Consider the following 17,997-nt stretch of genomic DNA (forward strand, 5'->3'; position numbering starts at 1 on the left):
ACCGCATCCGGAGCACACTGATGACGTCCCCCGAACAACACGCAGCACAACACGACCCGGTCCGTGCCTATCTCGACCGCGGCATCAAGAACTACTGGTACCCCGTCGCGCCGAGCTGGCAGGTGTCGAATGCACCGGTCGGCCTCACGCGCCTGTCCGAGCAGATCGTGCTGTGGCGCGATCACGACGGCAAGGTCCACGCGCTCGAGGATCGCTGCCCGCATCGCGGCGCGCGCCTGTCGCTCGGCTGGAACCTCGGCGGCAACATCGCCTGCTGGTATCACGGCATCGAAGTCGACGGCGGCGGCACGGTCAACCGCGTGCCGGCCGTATCGAACTGTCCGCTCGAAGGCACGAAGTGCGTGAAGTCGTATCCGGTCGAAGAGAAGGCAGGCGCGATCTTCCTGTGGTTCGGTGACGAAGCGCACGGCGAGCCGGCGCCGCTGAACCTGCCCGAGGAACTGGTCGACGACGCGTACGGCCACTTCCTGTGCGTGTCGAACTGGAAGTGCAATTACCAGTACGCGATCGACAACGTGATGGACCCGATGCACGGCGCGTACCTGCATGCCACCTCGCACTCGATGGCCGAAGGCGACAAGCAGGCCGAGATGCGCGTGCGCAAGACGGAAACGGGCCTGATGTTCGAGAAGATCGGCCAGCGCGACGTGAACTTCGACTGGGTCGAGCTCGGTGAAACGGGCTGCCTGTGGATGCGCCTCGCGATCCCGTACAAGCAGAAATTCGGCCCGGGCGGCAACTTCGGGATCATCGGCTTCGCGACGCCGGTCGACGGCGACAACTGCCAGGTCTACTTCTGGCGCACCCGCAAGGTCAGCGGCTGGCAGCGCGACGTGTGGCGCTTCATGTACCGCAACCGCCTCGAGGGCCTGCACTGGGACGTGCTCGAGCAGGACCGCTACGTCCTCGAAAGCCTCGCGCCGAATGCGCGCGATCACGAATACCTGTACCAGCACGACGTCGGCATGACGCGTGTGCGCCGGATGCTGCGCACGCGTGCGCAGGAGCATCTTGCGGCGCTCGACGCGCATCGCGCGGCGCAGGCGCAGGCCGCCTCGGAGCCGGCAAATGGCTGAGCGCGCTCCGGTCGTGTCGCTCGCGGGGCGCCGCGTGCTCGTCACGGGCGGCGCGCGCGGGCTCGGCGCGGCGTTCGTGAAGGCGCTCGTCGAAGCGGGCGCGCAGGTCGCGTTCGGCGACGTGCTGCTCGACGAAGGCCGCGCGCTGGCCGCGCAACTCGCCGAAGCCGGCCATGTCGTGCATTGCTTCGCGCTCGATCTCGCCGATCCGGCGAGCGTCACCGCGTTCGTCGCGCAGGGCGCGGCGGCGCTCGGCGGCATCGACGCGCTGATCAACAACGCGGCGATCACGAACTCGGGCGGCAAGCTGTCGACCGAGCTCGACGTGTCGACGTGGGACGCCGTGATGAACGTGAACGTGCGCGGCGTGTGGCTCGTCAGCAATGCGGCGCTGCCGTATCTCGCGCAGTCGGGCCGCGGCGCGATCGTGAACCTCGCGTCGGACACCGCGCTGTGGGGCGCGCCGAAGCTGCTCGCGTACGTCGCGAGCAAGGGCGCGGTGATCGCGATGACCCATGCGCAGGCACGCGAGTTCGGCACGCACGGCGTGACGGTCAATGCGATCGCGCCGGGGCTGACCGAGGTCGAGGCGACCGCCTACGTGCCCGCCGAGCGCCACGCGTTCTACCTGCAGGGCCGCGCGCTGACGCGTGCGCAGGTGCCCGACGACGTGACGGGCCCCGTGCTGTTCCTGCTGTCGGACGGCGCGCGCTTCGTGACGGGTCAACTGCTGCCGGTGAACGGCGGCTTCGTGATGAATTGATTGAATTGAAGTTTTCACTCTGATGAAGGAGAGGACGATGGCGGACGCCGATCTCGAACGCAAGTCGTGGGACCAGCCGGAAGGCGCAAGCTTCAACGACTGGATGGAAGGGCGCGTGGCGCGCTACGCAACCCGTCGCTACGACTGGGACGCACTGAAGTTCCAGGCCGACTACGACCCGAAGTACCGCCGTGCGCAGATGCGCTACGTCGGCACGGGCGGCACGGGCGTCGCGAAGGACGTCAACACGGTGCCGGCCGGCGGCTTCACGTTCTCGACGATGGTCATCCCGGCCGGCAACATCGGCCCGAGCCACATCCACATGGACGTCGAGGAAATCTTCTTCGTGCTGCGCGGCAAGATGAAGGTGATCTGCGAGCGTGACGGCGAGACGTGGGAAGCGATCCTCGGCGAGCGCGATCTGATCTCGGTGCCGCCGGGCGTGTATCGCACGGAAATCAACATCGGCGAGGAAGACGCGCTGATGTGCGTGATGCTCGGTTCGCCGAAGCCGGTCACGCCGACCTATCCGCCCGATTCGCCGCTCGCGAAGATCAAGCGCTGAGACGGAGCAGGTGAAGCAATGAGTGTCATCGACAAACGTGAACGCGACCGCACCGCGGCGTTCGCCGCGCTGCTCGGGCAGTTTCCCGAACAGCGTTGCGTGGCCGGCGCGGCGGGCACGATCGGTTATCGCGAGGCCGGCGCGCAGCATGCAGCCCGTGCGCTGCCCGTCGTGCTGCTGCACGGCATCGGCTCGGGCGCCGCATCGTGGGTCCGCCAGCTCGACACGCTCGGCGCATCGCGGCGCGTGCTCGCGTGGGATGCGCCCGGTTACGGCGTGTCGACGCCGGTGCACGGCGCGTCGCCGACCGCCGCCGATTACGCGGCATCGCTGAACGCGTGGCTCGAGGCACTCGGCATCGAACGCTGCGTGCTGGTCGGTCATTCGCTCGGCGCGATCATCGCGGGCGGTCTCGTCCGAGTGATGCCCGCGCGGATCGCCGGCCTGCTGCTGGTGTCGCCCGCGGGCGGCTACGGCAGCGCACCGGCTGAAACACGCGAATCGCGCCGCGACGCGCGGCTCGCGATGCTTGCCGAACTCGGCCCGGCCGGGCTCGCCGAGCAGCGCAGCGGCAACATGCTGTCCGGTTTCGCGAACGAGGATGCGCGTGCGTGGGTGCGCTGGAACATGGCGCGCATCGTGCCGGCCGGCTACGCGCAGGCCACGCATCTGCTTGCGAACGCCGATCTCGCCACCGATCTCGCCGGCTTTCGCGGCCGCACGGCCGTGGCGGTGGGCGCGAACGACGCGATCACGCCGCCCGCTGCATGCGAGCGGATCGCCGCGGCCGCGCACGTCGGGCTGCAGGTGATTCCGCAAGCAGGCCATGCCGGCTACGTGGAAGCACCGGCCGTCTATTCCGCACTGATCGACACGTTCTGCCGTCAGTGCGACCAACAGCGGGGACTGGCATGAACGAACCGCTGCAACAACCCGATACCGAAAACGGCAAGGCCGAAGCGAGTTACGTGGTCCCCGGCCTCGAACGCGGGCTGCGGATTCTCGCCGAATTCTCGCCGCGCGAGCCCGTGCTCGGCGCGCCCGAATTGTCGAAACGGCTCGGCATTCCGCGCACGACGGTGTTCCGTCTGCTGCAGACGCTCGAATCGCTCGGCTTCCTCGAGCGTGCGGACAAGGATCGCAACTACAAGCTCGGCATCGCCGTGCTGCGGCTCGGCTTCGAATACCTGAGCTCGCTGGAGCTGACCGATCTCGGCCTGCCCGTGATCGAAAGCCTGCGCGATGCGACCGGCTTCACGACGCACATCGTGATCCGCGATGGCCGCGACGTGGTGTTCGTCGCGAAGGCGCAGAGCCAGGCGCCGGTGTTCAGCTCGATCCGCGTGAACGTCGGCACGCGCTTGCCCGCGCATGCGACGACGCACGGCCACGTGCTGATGGGCGACCTGTCGCTGAAGGAGCTGCATGCGCTGTACCCGGAAGGCGCGTTGAACCGGATGACGAACGCGACGCCGGAAACGGTCGACGCGCTGTACGAAGTGATCCGCGAGGATGCGCTGCGCGGCTACGGCGTCAGCAATTCGTCGTTCGAGCGCGGTATTTCGGTGGTCACCGCGCCGGTGCGCAACGAGACGCAGAAGATCGTCGCGTGCATCACCGTGACGGTGCCGAGGCCGGAAATCGACGCGGCGCTGATCGCGGACGGCCTGATCGACAAGGTGCAGCGCGCGGCGGCGGAACTGTCGCGGCGGCTCAATTACCGCTCGGACGACGAGCACACGTTTCTCAAGGCATTAGGACTCCGATGATTCAGATCGATCTGACCGGGCAGGTGGCGGTGGTGACGGGCGGTTCGTCCGGCATCGGCCTCGCGACCGCCGAACGGTTCCTGCAGGCTGGCGCGTCGGTCGCGATTTGCGGCCGCGACAGCGAGCGCCTCGCACGCGCCGAAGTGATGCTCATCGAAAAGTATCCGGGCGCGCAACTGCTCGCCGCGCGCTGCAACGTGCTCGACGAAGCCGATGTGGCTGCTTTTGCGCAAGCCGTATCGGCGCGCTTCGGCCGTGCCGACATGCTGGTCAACAACGCCGGCCAGGGCCGCGTGTCGACCTTCGCCGACACGACCGACGACGCATGGCGCGAAGAACTCGAACTGAAGTATTTCAGCATCATCCGCCCGACGCGCGCGTTCCTGCCGCTGCTGCGCGACGCGCACGCGCCGACGATCACCTGCGTGAACTCGCTGCTCGCGCTGCAGCCGGAGCCGCACATGGTCGCGACGTCGTCGGCGCGCGCGGGCGTGCTGAGCCTCGTGAAGTCGCTCGCGACCGAACTCGCGCCGCAGCGCATCCGCGTGAACTCGATCCTGATCGGCATCGTCGAGTCGGGCCAGTGGCGCCGCCGTTACGAAACGCAGGCGCAGTCCGGGGAGAGCTGGGAGGACTGGACGGGCGCGATCGCCCGCACGAAGAACATACCGCTGAACCGCTTCGGCAAGCCTGACGAGGCCGCCTGGGCACTCTTTTATCTCGCAACGCATCTGTCGTCCTACACGACGGGCAGCCATATCGACGTTTCTGGAGGCTTTGCACGCCATGTCTAAAAAAACCACGGTTGGCGAGCTGATTGCCGCCTTTCTCGAGCAGTGCGGCGTGAAGACCGCATTCGGTGTCATCTCGATCCACAACATGCCGATCCTCGACGCGATCAACTCGCGCGGCAACATCCGGTATGTCGGTGCACGCGGCGAAGCCGGCGCCTTGAACATGGCCGACGGCCTGGCCCGCGTGTCGGGCGGCCTCGGCGTCGCGTTCACGAGCACGGGCACGGCGGCGGGCAACGCGGCCGGCGCGATGGTCGAGGCGCTGACGGCCGGCACCGCGCTGCTGCACGTCACGGGGCAGATCGAGACGCCATACCTCGACCAGGATCTCGCGTACATCCATGAAGCGCCGGACCAGCTGTCGATGCTGCATTCGATCTCGAAAGCCGCATTCCGCGTGCGTACCGTCGAAACCGTGCTGCCGACGATCCGCGAAGCCGTGCGTATCGCGCAGACCGCGCCGACGGGCCCCGTGTCGGTCGAGATTCCGATCGACATCCAGGCCGCTGAAATCGAATGGCCGGAAGACCTCGCGCCGGCACACGTCGCGGTGCGCGAGCACGACACCGCCCGCGTCGCGAAGCTCGCCGATGCCCTCGCGGCCAAGCGCCGCCCGCTGCTGTGGCTCGGCGGCGGCGCGCGCCATGCACGCGAGGAAGTCGAACGCCTCGTGAAGCTCGGCTTCGGCGTCGTGACGAGCGTGCAGGGCCGCGGCGTGCTGCCCGAGGATCACCCGGCGACGCTCGGCGCGTTCAACGTGCACGCGTCCGTCGAAGCGTTCTACAAGACCTGCGATGCGCTCGTCGTCGTCGGCTCGCGCCTGCGCGGCAACGAGACGCTGAAGTACAAGCTCGCGCTGCCGCAGCCGCTGTTCCGTGTCGACGCCGACGCGCTCGCCGACAACCGCGGCTATCGCAACGAGTTGTTCGTGCACGGCGATTCGAAGCGCGTGCTGGCCGAGCTGGCCGACCAGCTCGAAGGCCGTCTGGCGGTCGATCCACAGTTCGCGGCCGATCTCGCGGCCGCCCGCGAGCAGGCGGTGGCCGACGTGTCGAAGGGCCTCGGGCCGTACAAGCAGCTCGTCGACACGCTGCAGGGCGCGGTCGGCCGCGACTACAACTGGGTGCGCGACGTGACGATCTCGAACAGCACGTGGGGCAACCGCCTGCTGAAGATCTTCGAGCCGCGCTCGGGCGTGCATGCGCTCGGCGGCGGCATCGGCCAGGGCATCCAGATGGGCATCGGCGCGGCGCTGGCGGATGCGGCGGCGAAGACGGTCTGCCTCGTCGGCGATGGCGGCCTGATGGTCAACGTCGGCGAGCTCGTCACGGCCGTGCAGGAAAACGCGAACGTGATGATCGTGCTGATGAACGACCAGTGCTACGGCGTGATCCGCAACATCCAGGACGCGCACTACGGTGGCCGCCGCTGCTTCGTGCAGCTGCACCAGCCCGATTTCGCGCAGTTCTGCGCGAGCTTCGGCCTCACGCACTACCGGATCACGTCGCTCGACGACGCGGAAGCGATCGTGCGCGAAGGAATGGCGAAGGCAGGCCCCGTGATGGTCGAGGTCGACATGCTGTCGGTCGGCGCGTTCGCGTCGAACTTCGCAGGCCCGCCGGTCAAGAAGGAAGAGCCGTCGGAGCGCCAATATGCTTAACGGGCAAAAGCGGGCTCACGCCCCCGTCGACGTCGCGATGATCGGCTTCGGTGCGATCGGCGCGGCCGTGTACCACGCGGTCGAGCACGATGCGTCGCTGCGTGTCGCGCACGTGATCGTGCCGGAACACCAGCGCGCGGCGGTGCAGGGCGTGCTGGGCGGCGCGGTGGAGGTCGTGTCGTCGGTCGACGCACTGGCCCGCCGCCCCGAGTTCGCGCTCGAATGCGCGGGCCACAGCGCGCTCGTCGATCACGTCGTGCCGTTGCTGAAGGCCGGCACCGATTGCGCGGTCGCGTCGATCGGCGCGCTGTCCGATCTCGCGCTGCTCGACGTGCTCGCACAGGCGGCCGACGAGGGCGACGCGACGGTCACGCTGCTGTCAGGCGCGATCGGCGGGATCGACGCGCTGGCGTCCGCGAAGCAGGGCGGCCTCGACGAAGTGCTGTACGTGGGCCGCAAGCCGCCGCTCGGCTGGCTCGGCACGCCCGCCGAGGCGCTGTGCGACCTGCGCGCGATGACCGCGGAAAAGGTGATCTTCGAAGGCAGCGCGCGCGATGCCGCGCGCCTGTATCCGAAGAACGCGAACGTCGCGGCCACCGTCGCGCTCGCGGGCCTCGGCCTCGACGCGACGCACGTGCGCCTGATCGCCGATCCGGCGGTCGAGCGCAACGTGCACCGCATCACCGCGCGCGGCGCATTCGGCGAGATGTCGCTGGAAATGAGTGGCAAACCGCTGCCCGACAACCCGAAGACGTCCGCGCTGACGGCGTACAGCGCGATCCGCGCGCTGCGCAACCGCGCGGCCCGCTGCGTGATCTGACCGGGCCATTGAATGCCTGCCCGCGCCACGGCGAGGGCGGGCGTGCAGAGACAGATTTGTGGGACTTGTGACATGACTCCTTTCGATACGAGCCTCGTACCCGACGGCAACATCCTGATCGGCGGCGAATGGCGGCGCGGCCGTGGCGCGCCTTACGCGAGCATCTATCCGGCCGACCAGTCGCTGAACATGGAAGTGTCGACCGCGAATGCGGACGACGCGGCCGAAGCCGTCGTGGCGGCGGACGCCGCATGGCGCCGCGCCGACTGGGCCGGGCTGAAGCCGCACCAGCGCGCGCAGGTGCTGTACCGCATCGCCGATCTGATCATGCAGCGCCACGAGGCGCTCGCGAACCTGCAGCGCCGCGACAACGGCAAGCCGATCGGCGAGACGCGCGTGCTGGTGGCGAGCGCCGCGAACACGTTCCGCTATTTCGCGGCGTGCCTCGAAACGCTCGACGAGGAGCTGACGCCGTCGCGCGGCGACTACCTGACGATGAGCGTGTACGAACCGATCGGCGTGATCGCGGCGATCACGCCGTGGAATTCGCCGATCGCGTCCGATGCGCAGAAGCTCGCGCCGGCGCTGGCGGGCGGCAACGCGGTGGTGCTGAAGCCGGCGGAAGTCACGCCGCTCGTGTCGCTGGCGCTGGCGCGCATCTGCGAGGAAGCGGGCGTGCCGAAGGGTGTGCTGAGCGTGCTGCCGGGCAAGGGTTCGGTGATCGGCGACGTGCTCGTGCGTCATCCGCTGGTGAAGAAGGTGTCGTTCACCGGCGGCACCGAAGTGGGCCGCGGCATCGCGCGCATCGCGGCCGAGAAGCTGATGCCCGTGTCGCTCGAACTCGGCGGCAAGTCGCCGACCATCGTCTGCGACGACGCCGATCTCGACCACGCGGTCAACGGCGTGCTGTACGGCATCTTCAGCTCGTCGGGCGAGGCGTGCATCGCGGGCTCGCGGCTGTTCGTGCAACGTTCGGTGTACGACGAATTCATGAAGCGCCTGGTCGCGGGCGCACGCAAGCTGCGCGTGGGCGATCCGACGCGCCCCGACACGCAGATGGGGCCGCTGATCACCGCGAAGCATCGCGAATCGGTGGAGCGCTACGTGGCGCTCGGCCTCGAGGAAGGCGGTCGCCTGCTGTGCGGCGGCGAGCGGCCTGCGGGCGATGGGCGCGAGGACGGCTTCTTCTATCAGCCGACGATTCTCGAAGGGCTGCCGAACAGCGCGCGCATCTGCCAGGAAGAAATCTTCGGCCCGGTGCTCGTCGCGATGCCGTTCGACGACGAAGCGTCGCTGATCGCGCAGGCGAACGACAGCGTGTTCGGCCTGGCGGCCGGCATCTGGACGCGCGACTACAAGCGTGCGTGGCGCATCGCACGCGCGCTGGAGACGGGCACCGTCTGGATCAACACGTACAAGTTGTTTTCGATCTCCACGCCGTTCTCGGGCTGGAAGGAGAGCGGGATGGGGCGCGAGAAGGGGCGTCTCGGCATCCGCGAGTACATGCAGCAGAAGAGCCTCTACTGGGGCTTGAACGACGCGCCGCTGCCGTGGGCGAACTGAGCGAAGGGGAATGACGCAATGAGCATTTTGGGAATCGAGCAGATCACGTACGGCGTCGACGACCTCGCGACCTGCCGGCGCTTTTTCGCCGACTGGGGGATGAAGGAAGTCTCGCACGACGACACGCGCGCACGCTTCGAGACGCTGAACGGCTGCACCGTGCTGGCCGTCAAGGCTGACGATCCGTCGCTGCCGCCTGCGTTCGAGGCGGGGCCGACGCTGCGGGAAGTCACGTGGGGCGTCGCGACGCGGCAGGAACTCGACGCGCTGCGCACGAAGCTCGCCGGCCAGCCTGGTTATTACGCGCAGGACGATGCGGTCGGCTGCATCGACCCGAACGGGATGGCGATCCGCATCGAAGTCACGCGCAAGCGCGCACTCGACATCACGGGCTCGCCGTCGAACGTGTGGGGCCAGACGCTGCGCGTCGACCAGCCGAGCCCGATCTATGCGCGCGCGGAGCCGGTCGAGGTCGGGCACGTGGTGTTCTTCACGAACTGCCTCGACGCGCAGGAAAAGTTCTATCACGAGCTGCTGGGCTTCGAGACGTCCGACCGTTACCCGGGCCGCGGCGCGTTCATGCGCTGCGCGCCGCACGGCGGCCATCACGACCTGTTCCTGCTCGCGCTGCCGAACGGCAAACGTGGCCTGAACCACGTCGCATTCACCGTGCGTGATATCCACGAGGTGTTCGGCGGCGGCATGCACATCGACCGCTGCGGCTGGGAAACGCAACTCGGCCCGGGCCGCCACCCGGTGTCGTCCGCGTACTTCTGGTACTTCCAGAACCCGGCCGGCGCGCTGATCGAGTACTACGCGGATGAAGACGTGCTGACGCCCGAGTGGCAGCCGCGCGAGTTCGAACCGGGCCCGACCGTGTTCGCCGAATGGGCGATCGATGGCGGCCTCGACGGCAACACGCGCCGGCAGAAGAACGCGAAGGCGCCGGAAGGCAAGTTCATGACGGAGCGCAAATCGTGAGCGAAGAGAACACACCGGAGCATGCCGCGCCCGGCACGGTCGTCGTGATCGGCGGTGGCCAGGCCGCCGGCTGGGTGCTGAAGACGCTGCGAGCGGAAGGCTTTGCGGGCCGCCTCGTGATGATCGCGGAGGAACCGCATCTGCCGTACGAGCGTCCGCCGCTGTCGAAGGCCGTGCTGGCCGGCGACGCCGACATCGAAACCGTGCGCGTCGTGCGTCCGGACGAATTCGACGCGCTGAACGTGGAAGCATGGCAGCCGGAGCGCGCCGCGTCGATCGACCGCGCACGCCGCGTCGTGACAACCGAAAGCGGCCGCGAGATCGAGTACGACCGCCTCGTGATCGCGACCGGCGGCACGTCGCGCCGCTTGCCGGACGCACTCGTGAGGACCCCGAACCTGCATTACCTGCGTACGCTCGACGAAGCGGCCGCGCTCGGCGAGAAGCTGCGTGCGAGCCGGCGCGTGCTCGTGATCGGCGGCGGCTGGATCGGCCTCGAAGTCGCGGCGACCGCGCGCAAGCTCGGCGTCGAAACCGTGGTCGTCGAAGGCGCGCCGCGGCTGTGCGGCCGCTCGGTGCCGCAGATCGTGTCGGATTTCCTGCTCGACCTGCATCGCGCGAACGGTGTCGACGTCCGCCTGGGCGCGGCGCTCGCGTCGCTCGACGCACAGCCGGACGACGCGTCGAAGGTGCGTGCAACGCTCGCCGACGGCACGACGATCGACGCCGATTTCGCGGTGGCCGGCATCGGCCTCGCGCTGAACGCGTCGCTCGCGAGCGACGCGGGGCTGGCGCTCGACGACGGCATCGTCGTCGACGAATTCGGCGCGACCAGCGACCCGGCGATCTTCGCGTGCGGCGACGTCGCGAACCATCACAACGGCTGGCTGAAGCGGCGCGTGCGGCTCGAGTCGTGGGCCAACGCGCAGAACCAGGCGATCGCGGCGGCGAAGGCCGTGCTCGGCGTGCGCGCCCCGTACGCGGAGATTCCGTGGTTCTGGTCCGATCAGTACGACGTGAACCTGCAGATCCTCGGTGATCTGCCGGCCGATGCGCAGCTCGTCGTGCGCGGCGAGCTTGCCGCGCGACGCGCGACGCTGTTTTTCGTAGGCGAAGGACATGTGAGAGGTGTCATCGCCGTCAACAACGCACGTGAGCTGAAGCTCGCGCGCAAGTGGATGAACCAGGGCCGGGCAGTGGATACGGAAGCGCTGGCAGACACGAGCAGGACACTGGCCTGACCGGGCGACGAGACACAGGAGACTCCCCGCATGAGCACTTTCGACAACGTCGTGGCCGGTCGCGCCACGATGGAAGCTGCCGCCTCCACGCCCGGCGCGATCATCGCGCGGCTCGAGCGGCTTCCCGCCAACGCGATGCAGATCCGCGCGCGCGTGCTGATCGGCACCGCGACGTTCTTCGACGGCTTCGACGTGATCACGATCGCGGCGACGCTGCCGCTGCTGATTCACAAATGGGGGCTGTCGCCGACGCAGATCGGCATGCTGATCGCGTCCGGCGCGATCGGCCAGCTGATCGGCGCCTTCCTGTTTCCCGCGCTGGCGGAGAAGCACGGCCGCGTGAAGGCGATCGCGTGGAGCTCGGCCGTGATCGGCATCACGAGCATCGCGTGCGGTTTCGCGCCGACCTTCGAGATCTTCGTGCTGCTGCGGATTTTGCAGGGCCTGGGTCTCGGCGGCGAGTTGCCGGTTGCGGCGACGTACATCAACGAGATCACGCGCGCCCATGGCCGCGGCCGCTTCGTGCTGCTGTACGAGATCGTGTTCCCGATCGGCCTGCTCGTGTCGATGGCGCTCGGTGCGTGGCTCGTGCCGCGCTTCGGCTGGGAAATCATGTACTTCGTCGGCGGGCTGCCGCTGATCCTGTCGTTGGTGCTCACGCGTCTCGTACCGGAATCGCCGCGCTGGCTCGCATCGCGTGGGCGGCTTCCGGAAGCCGGGCGGGCGGTCGGCGTGTTCGAAGCGTCGGTGCGCGGCGAGCTGCCGCCGGTCACGCAGGCAGCGGCGTTCGACGAGATGGTGCGCCAGCATCCGAAGCGCAAGATGAGCGACCTGTTCAGCGCCGCGTATCGCAAGCGCACGCTCGCGGTGGCGACGTTGTGGGCGACCTGCGGGTTCATCCAGTACGGGCTGTCGACGTGGCTGCCGACGATCTACAAGAACTTCTATCACGCGCCGTTGCAGCTCGCGCTGAACCTCGCGGTGATCGGCTCGGTGATGGGCGTGCTCGGGTCGCTGGCGTCGGCGCTGCTCGTCGACAAGCTCGGCCGCAAGCCGGTGATCGTGTGGTCGTTCGTGCTGTGCGCGCTGTCGCTGGCGTTCGCGGGTTTCTATCACGCGTCGTCGGTGTATGTCGTGTCGATCTTCTGCTCGCTGTCGCTCGGGTTGATGGCGTCGGGGTTCATTACCGCGTACGTCTATACGCCGGAGCAGTATCCGACGAGCATCCGCGCGTCGGGCTGCGGGCTCGGCAGCGCATGGCTGAAGATCGCATCGTTCGTCGCGCCGATGGTGGTGCCGCACGCGATCATCGGCGGCAACCTCGCGCCGGCGTTCTACCTGATCGGCATCGTGCCGCTGATCGCGGCGGTGACCGTGCACTTCGTCGGGATCGAGACGAAGGGCAAGGTGCTCGAAGCGCTTGAAGCGTAAGCGCGGCCGGTGGCAACGGCTGCAGTGACGAGGCCCGGGCGACGCCCGGGCCTTTTTGTTGGGCGGCGATCGGGGTTGCTGCTGTGCGGCGGGGCGCGCGAACGCGTGAGATGGCCGACTTGCGGCTTGCATGTTCTAATTCACGATCTCGTTTTCAGAACGATTGTCGCCATGCCTCTGTTCGAACCCGTCACGCTGGACACCTCCCGCCTCGTCCTGCGACCGCTACGCAAAGCCGATGCGCCCACCTTCTTCGAGATCTGGTCGGATGCCGAAGCGATGCGCTATTTCTCGTTCTCGCCGATGACGCACATCGAACAGGCGATCGAACGCGTCGCGCGCAACGTGCAGACGTCCGCGAGCGGGGAGAGCCTGACCTGCGTGCTCGAACTGCGGGAAACCGGCGAAGCGCTCGGCGAATGCGTGCTGTTTCATGCGAACGAGCCATGCCGGCGCGCCGAGATCGGCTTCAGCCTGCGGCGCAAGTACTGGCGCGGCGGTTACATGCGCGAGGCGGCATCGGCCATGATCGATCATGCGTTCGGCACGCTGCGGCTGAACCGGCTCGAAGCCGATATCGATCCGCGCAACGCCGCGTCCGCGGGGCTGCTCGAACGGCTGGGCTTCGTGCGGGAAGGGCTGCTGCGCGAACGCTGGATCGTCGGTGACGAAGTGTCGGACAGCGCGCTGTATGGGTTGCTGGCGGGTGATCGGCGCGGGTGACTTGCCGGATTCACGGCGCGAACGTACCCTTGGCCGACACCATCCACCATCGGCAGGTGCTCGACCATGCAAGCTCATCCTCTGCGTCTTTCCCCCGGCGACGATTTGCGCGGCGCGATCGAGCAAGCGTTGCGCGGCCACGCATCGCACGCGGCCTTCGTGATCCAGGGCATCGGCAGCCTGAGCGTCGCGCAGCTGCGCTTTGCCGGGGCCGACGTGCCGACCGAGTTGCGCGGTGACCTCGAAATCCTGACGCTGGCCGGCTCGGTGTCGCCGGACGGCGCGCATCTGCATATGTCGATCTCGGATGCGGCCGGCCGCGTGACGGGCGGCCATGTCGCGAGCGGCTGCGTGGTGCGCACGACCGCCGAGATTCTGCTGGCCGTGTTGCCCGCGCATCGCTTCGCGCGCGAACCCGACCCGCACACCGGCTTCAACGAACTGGTGATCCGCCGCGAGCCGGGCGGCGAGGGCGCGTGAGCGTCGCGTCGCAGCGGTAGAAACGCCGGTCATCGCGGCTTTCCCGCTATCTCCGGAGAGGCTTGTTTCGAAACCGCATAAAAAAATGGCGCCGCCGGCATTCAGCCTGCGACGCCATTACGTAGCGCGCTGCGCCGTCAACCACCCGCCGCAGCGCGCTCCGCGTGCTTACATCTGCACGGTGTCGGCTACTTCCTTGAAGTCTTCGATCTGGTCGAAGTTCATGTACTTGTAGATCTGGTCGCCGTTCGCGTTGAGTACGCCCATGTCGGCCATGTACTCTTCCTTGGTCGGGATCTTGCCCAGACGCGAGCAGATCGCCGCCAGTTCCGCCGAGCCGAGATACACGTTCGTGTTCTTGCCGAGACGGTTCGGGAAGTTGCGGGTCGACGTCGACATGACCGTCGCGCCTTCGCGCACCTGAGCCTGGTTACCCATGCACAGCGAGCAGCCCGGCATTTCGGTACGCGCGCCGGCCGTGCCGAACACGCCGTAGTGGCCTTCTTCGGTCAGCTGCTTCTGGTCCATTTTGGTCGGCGGCGCGACCCACAGCTTGACCGGGATGTCGCGCTTGCCTTCGAGCAGCTTCGACGCGGCACGGAAGTGACCGATGTTGGTCATGCACGAGCCGATGAACACTTCGTCGATCTTCGCACCTGCGACGTCCGACAGCGTCTTCACGTCGTCCGGGTCGTTCGGGCATGCGACGATCGGCTCGTGGATGTCGGCGAGGTCGATCTCGATGACGGCCGCGTACTCGGCGTCGGCGTCCGGCGACAGCAGTTGCGGGTCGGCCAGCCACTGCTCCATCGCCTGGATACGGCGCTGCAGGCTGCGCGGATCCTGGTAGCCCTGCGCGATCATCCACTTCAGCAGCGTGATGTTGCTGTTCAGGTACTCGATGATCGGTTCCTTGTTCAGGTGCACCGAGCACCCGGCAGCCGAACGCTCGGCCGACGCATCCGACAGCTCGAACGCTTGCTCGACCTTCAGGTCGGGCAGGCCTTCGATTTCGAGGATGCGGCCCGAGAAGATGTTCTTCTTGCCTTGCTTGGCGACCGTCAGCATGCCTTGCTTGATCGCGTACAGCGGAATCGCGTTGACGAGGTCACGCAGCGTGACGCCCGGCTGCATCTTGCCCTTGAAGCGGACCAGCACCGATTCCGGCATGTCCAGCGGCATCGTGCCGGTGGCGGCCGCGAACGCGACCAGGCCCGAACCTGCCGGGAAGCTGATGCCGATCGGGAAGCGCGTGTGCGAATCGCCGCCGGTGCCGACGGTGTCGGGCAGCAGCATGCGGTTCAGCCACGAGTGGATCACGCCGTCGCCCGGGCGCAGCGCGATACCGCCGCGCGTGCTGATGAAGTTCGGCAGCGTCTGGTGCGTCTTCACGTCGACCGGCTTCGGATAAGCGGCGGTGTGGCAGAACGATTGCATCACGAGGTCGGCCGAGAAGCCGAGGCATGCGAGATCCTTCAGTTCGTCGCGGGTCATCGGGCCCGTGGTGTCCTGCGAGCCGACCGAGGTCATCTTCGGTTCGCAGTACGTGCCCGGGCGCACGCCCTGGCCTTCCGGCAAACCGCACGCGCGGCCGACCATCTTCTGCGCGAGCGAGAAGCCCTTGCCGCTGTCGGCCGGCTGGTGCGGCAGGCGGAACAGCGTCGACGGCGCGAGGCCGAGCGCTTCACGTGCCTTCGCGGTCAGGCCGCGGCCGATGATCAGCGGAATGCGGCCGCCGGCGCGCACTTCGTCGAACAGCACGTCGGACTTGACCTGGAATTCGGCGATGACCTTGCCGTCCTTCAGCGCCTTGCCTTCGTACGGGCGCAGTTCGACCACGTCGCCCATTTCCATCTGCGACACGTCAAGCTCGATCGGCAGCGCGCCGGCGTCTTCCATCGTGTTGTAGAAGATCGGGGCGATCTTGCCGCCGAGGCACACGCCGCCGAAGCGCTTGTTCGGGACGAACGGGATGTCTTCGCCGGTGAACCACAGCACCGAGTTGGTGGCCGACTTGCGCGAGGAGCCGGTGCCGACCACGTCGCCCACGTAGGCGACCAGGTGACCCTTTTCCTTCAGCGATTCGATGAACTTGACCGGGCCGCGCTTGCCGTCTTCTTCCGGCGTGATGCCCGGGCGTGCGTTCTTCAGCATCGCCAGTGCGTGCATCGGGATGTCCGGGCGGGTGGTGGCGTCCGGGGCCGGCGACAGATCGTCGGTGTTGGTTTCGCCCGTCACCTTGAACACGGTGATGGTCAGGCTTTGCGGCACTTCCGGACGGCTCGTGAACCATTCGGCGTCGGCCCAGCTCTGCAGCACGGCCTTCGCGTGCGCGTTGCCCTTGTCGGCGAGTTCCTTGACGTCATGGAACTGGTCGAACATCAGCAGGGTTTTCTTCAGTGCATCAGCGGCCACGGCGGCGACGGCTTCATCGGACAGCAGCTCGATCAGCGGCTGGATGTTGTAGCCGCCCAGCATCGTGCCGAGCAGTTCGGTCGCGCGTTCGCGCGAGATCAGCGGGCAGGCGGTCTCGCCCTTGGCCACGGCGGCCAGGAAGCCGGCCTTCACGCGGGCGGCTTCGTCGACGCCGGCAGGCACGCGATGGGTGATCAGGTCGAGCAGCGTCTGCTCTTCGCCGGCGGGCGGGTTCGTCAGCAGTTCCACCAGTTCGGCGGTCTGCTGAGCCGTCAGCGGCAGGGGAGGAATACCGAGCGCGGCGCGGGCGGCCACGTGAGCACGAAAGTTTTCAAGCATGGGGAGACCTGCTGATATTGCGTTTGAGGGGAAGGCCTTGCCGGCACTCCGGGGCTGTTCCAGACACTGCTTTGAGCGGGATTCTAATCTCAATGCTCTTTAACGTCAAATGTCTTATGTCTTATATAAGAGTTGATGACCGGGCACGGGAAGCCCGGTGGCACGGGGGCGTCGGTGGGTCGGGGTGTGTTTTGGAGGTTCACCCGGGTGCGGATGCCGGCAGGGTGTTTTGGGTGGTCCCGACAGTGGAGGGGAGGCGCTGCGGGGTGCCTGACTGCGATCCGGGCGCGTTCGTTTGCGTCGGGTGCCTCCGTTGTCGGTTTTGGCTGACGTCATGCGAACCGACACGAACCGTTCGAGGCCACGGCCGGGGAGGGGCGCCACCGGTAACGACGCGTCGGGAGTCCGGCTACCGGCTACCGGCGGCACAGATATCTGCACAAGCAAGCAAGAAACGTTACACACGGGCCGCTTTCGCGCGCCTACGCTCTATTTCACGCGGCTTTCAAGCAGGTTTCAAAAGATGGGGCCCACATCGGCACGTGCCGGTTGCACCGTCCTGAACGGCCGCGAGCCCTCAAAGCCCGTCGATCAAGTACATGCGATCCAGAGAATCGATTTTCGTGGTGGTGTCGCTCATTGCGTCGTCGGTCGCTCACGCGGCCGTGGCCGATGGTGAAGCGCGCGACTCCGCCAGCCGTCCCGTCGCACTGGTCTATCGCGGCCCGGCCGCATGCGATGGCTGCCCCGAGACGATCGCGCAGCGCCTGCGTGAATCCAGCCACAGGTTCAGGGTGATCTACGTCGGGCCGGCGGAAAAACTCAAGATCACGCCCGCCGTCCTGGCCGGCGCCGCGCTCTATGTTCAGCCGGGCGGCGGACAGGACATCCCCGGCGCGGCGGCCAGCATCGGCAAGCGTTCGATCAACGCCGTGCGGCATTACGTGTCGAACGGCGGCCGCTATCTGGGCATCTGCATGGGCGCCTACCTGGCGGGCGACCCGGGTTTCGGGCTGGTTGCCGGCGAGTTGGACTCCGAGGTCGGCCGGCCGGGCTCGAAGCTTCAAGGTATCGAGGACACCGTGACACCGGTGGTCTGGCGTGGGAGAAAGCGCTGGATCTACTTCCAGGACGGCGCGATGCTCCCGGCCGCCCGGGGCGCGGTCGTGCTGGCGACCTATCCGAACCGCGATATCGCGGCGGCGACCTATCGCTACGGCAAGGGGCGCGTCGGGCTCGTCGGCCCGCATCCCGAAGCCGACGAAAGCTGGTATCGCGAGAACGGTCTCAAGAATCCGGACGGCGTTCGGCCGGACATGGCCGACGACCTGATCAACGCGACGATGAAGCCATGAC

16 protein-coding genes are annotated in these 17,997 nt (G+C 67.5%); 15 read left to right on the forward strand and 1 reads right to left on the reverse strand.

The window, feature by feature from the left end:
- The first annotated feature begins 20 nt into the window (after window positions 1-20).
- From CFB43_RS22615 to CFB43_RS22680, 14 genes are all read left to right on the forward strand, one after another.
- On the forward strand, window positions 21-1,097 hold the full coding sequence (locus CFB43_RS22615; protein WP_089496637.1) for an aromatic ring-hydroxylating dioxygenase subunit alpha: 1,077 nt from the start codon (window positions 21-23) through the stop codon (window positions 1,095-1,097).
- Window positions 1,090-1,860, forward strand: coding sequence for an SDR family oxidoreductase (locus CFB43_RS22620; RefSeq protein WP_089496638.1), 771 nt, complete (start codon window positions 1,090-1,092; stop codon window positions 1,858-1,860). The genes CFB43_RS22615 and CFB43_RS22620 overlap by 8 nt, the downstream gene beginning before the upstream one ends.
- A 37-nt stretch (window positions 1,861-1,897) precedes the next feature.
- The gene (locus CFB43_RS22625; RefSeq protein WP_039344094.1) at window positions 1,898-2,425 is read left to right on the forward strand and encodes a cupin domain-containing protein; all 528 of its coding nucleotides are present in this window, start codon (window positions 1,898-1,900) and stop codon (window positions 2,423-2,425) included.
- A gap of 18 nt (window positions 2,426-2,443) precedes the next feature.
- Window positions 2,444-3,340 carry an alpha/beta fold hydrolase gene (locus CFB43_RS22630; protein ID WP_089496639.1) on the forward strand — a complete coding sequence of 299 codons (897 nt, stop codon included), beginning with the start codon at window positions 2,444-2,446 and terminating at the stop codon, window positions 3,338-3,340.
- Entirely contained in the window at window positions 3,337-4,194 is an 858-nt protein-coding gene (locus tag CFB43_RS22635; RefSeq protein ID WP_089496640.1) for an IclR family transcriptional regulator, read from the forward strand. Before CFB43_RS22630 ends, CFB43_RS22635 begins: the two co-directional genes overlap by 4 nt.
- Entirely contained in the window at window positions 4,191-4,988 is a 798-nt protein-coding gene (locus CFB43_RS22640) for an SDR family oxidoreductase (protein ID WP_089496641.1), read from the forward strand. Before CFB43_RS22635 ends, CFB43_RS22640 begins: the two co-directional genes overlap by 4 nt.
- Window positions 4,981-6,648 (forward strand): thiamine pyrophosphate-binding protein, encoded by a 1,668-nt coding sequence (locus tag CFB43_RS22645; RefSeq protein WP_089496642.1) that lies wholly within the window; start codon window positions 4,981-4,983, stop codon window positions 6,646-6,648. The genes CFB43_RS22640 and CFB43_RS22645 overlap by 8 nt, the downstream gene beginning before the upstream one ends.
- Complete coding sequence (locus tag CFB43_RS22650; RefSeq protein WP_089496643.1) at window positions 6,641-7,468, forward strand: aspartate dehydrogenase; 828 nt, start codon at window positions 6,641-6,643, stop codon at window positions 7,466-7,468. Before CFB43_RS22645 ends, CFB43_RS22650 begins: the two co-directional genes overlap by 8 nt.
- 72 nt (window positions 7,469-7,540) lie before the next feature.
- On the forward strand, window positions 7,541-9,031 hold the full coding sequence (locus CFB43_RS22655; protein WP_089427177.1) for an aldehyde dehydrogenase: 1,491 nt from the start codon (window positions 7,541-7,543) through the stop codon (window positions 9,029-9,031).
- Between the two features lie 18 nt (window positions 9,032-9,049).
- On the forward strand, window positions 9,050-10,012 hold the full coding sequence (locus CFB43_RS22660; protein WP_089496644.1) for a VOC family protein: 963 nt from the start codon (window positions 9,050-9,052) through the stop codon (window positions 10,010-10,012).
- Window positions 10,009-11,253 (forward strand): NAD(P)/FAD-dependent oxidoreductase, encoded by a 1,245-nt coding sequence (locus CFB43_RS22665; protein WP_089496645.1) that lies wholly within the window; start codon window positions 10,009-10,011, stop codon window positions 11,251-11,253. Before CFB43_RS22660 ends, CFB43_RS22665 begins: the two co-directional genes overlap by 4 nt.
- Window positions 11,254-11,283: 30 nt before the next feature.
- Window positions 11,284-12,684 carry an MFS transporter gene (locus tag CFB43_RS22670; RefSeq protein ID WP_089475139.1) on the forward strand — a complete coding sequence of 467 codons (1,401 nt, stop codon included), beginning with the start codon at window positions 11,284-11,286 and terminating at the stop codon, window positions 12,682-12,684.
- 171 nt (window positions 12,685-12,855) lie between these two features.
- Window positions 12,856-13,407 (forward strand): GNAT family N-acetyltransferase, encoded by a 552-nt coding sequence (locus CFB43_RS22675; RefSeq protein WP_089496646.1) that lies wholly within the window; start codon window positions 12,856-12,858, stop codon window positions 13,405-13,407.
- A gap of 66 nt (window positions 13,408-13,473) precedes the next feature.
- Complete coding sequence (locus tag CFB43_RS22680) at window positions 13,474-13,887, forward strand: PPC domain-containing DNA-binding protein (RefSeq protein WP_089496647.1); 414 nt, start codon at window positions 13,474-13,476, stop codon at window positions 13,885-13,887.
- Between the two features lie 168 nt (window positions 13,888-14,055).
- On the opposite strand, the gene acnB is transcribed toward CFB43_RS22680, so the two are convergent.
- Window positions 14,056-16,641 carry a bifunctional aconitate hydratase 2/2-methylisocitrate dehydratase gene (gene acnB / locus CFB43_RS22685; RefSeq protein WP_089427183.1) on the reverse strand — a complete coding sequence of 862 codons (2,586 nt, stop codon included), beginning with the start codon at window positions 16,639-16,641 and terminating at the stop codon, window positions 14,056-14,058.
- A 623-nt stretch (window positions 16,642-17,264) separates the two neighbouring features.
- On the opposite strand from acnB, the gene CFB43_RS22690 reads away from it, so the two are divergent.
- On the forward strand, window positions 17,265-17,996 hold the full coding sequence (locus tag CFB43_RS22690) for a BPL-N domain-containing protein (RefSeq protein WP_256990112.1): 732 nt from the start codon (window positions 17,265-17,267) through the stop codon (window positions 17,994-17,996).
- Window position 17,997 lies beyond the last annotated feature (1 nt).

Origin of the sequence: Burkholderia sp. AU15512, from assembly GCF_002223325.1 — a bacterium.
Taxonomy (GTDB): domain Bacteria; phylum Pseudomonadota; class Gammaproteobacteria; order Burkholderiales; family Burkholderiaceae; genus Burkholderia.

Coding starts and splice junctions, on each gene's coding strand:
- CFB43_RS22675 (WP_089496646.1), top strand. CDS start 12,856: ATGCCTCTGTTCGAACCCGTCACGCTGGACACCTCCCGCCTCGTCCTG.
- CFB43_RS22670 (WP_089475139.1), top strand. CDS start 11,284: ATGAGCACTTTCGACAACGTCGTGGCCGGTCGCGCCACGATGGAAGCT.
- CFB43_RS22655 (WP_089427177.1), top strand. CDS start 7,541: ATGACTCCTTTCGATACGAGCCTCGTACCCGACGGCAACATCCTGATC.
- CFB43_RS22680 (WP_089496647.1), top strand. CDS start 13,474: ATGCAAGCTCATCCTCTGCGTCTTTCCCCCGGCGACGATTTGCGCGGC.
- CFB43_RS22650 (WP_089496643.1), top strand. CDS start 6,641: ATGCTTAACGGGCAAAAGCGGGCTCACGCCCCCGTCGACGTCGCGATG.
- CFB43_RS22630 (WP_089496639.1), top strand. CDS start 2,444: ATGAGTGTCATCGACAAACGTGAACGCGACCGCACCGCGGCGTTCGCC.
- CFB43_RS22645 (WP_089496642.1), top strand. CDS start 4,981: ATGTCTAAAAAAACCACGGTTGGCGAGCTGATTGCCGCCTTTCTCGAG.
- CFB43_RS22660 (WP_089496644.1), top strand. CDS start 9,050: ATGAGCATTTTGGGAATCGAGCAGATCACGTACGGCGTCGACGACCTC.
- CFB43_RS22620 (WP_089496638.1), top strand. CDS start 1,090: ATGGCTGAGCGCGCTCCGGTCGTGTCGCTCGCGGGGCGCCGCGTGCTC.
- CFB43_RS22615 (WP_089496637.1), top strand. CDS start 21: ATGACGTCCCCCGAACAACACGCAGCACAACACGACCCGGTCCGTGCC.
- CFB43_RS22625 (WP_039344094.1), top strand. CDS start 1,898: ATGGCGGACGCCGATCTCGAACGCAAGTCGTGGGACCAGCCGGAAGGC.
- CFB43_RS22640 (WP_089496641.1), top strand. CDS start 4,191: ATGATTCAGATCGATCTGACCGGGCAGGTGGCGGTGGTGACGGGCGGT.
- CFB43_RS22635 (WP_089496640.1), top strand. CDS start 3,337: ATGAACGAACCGCTGCAACAACCCGATACCGAAAACGGCAAGGCCGAA.
- acnB (WP_089427183.1), bottom strand. CDS start 16,641: ATGCTTGAAAACTTTCGTGCTCACGTGGCCGCCCGCGCCGCGCTCGGT.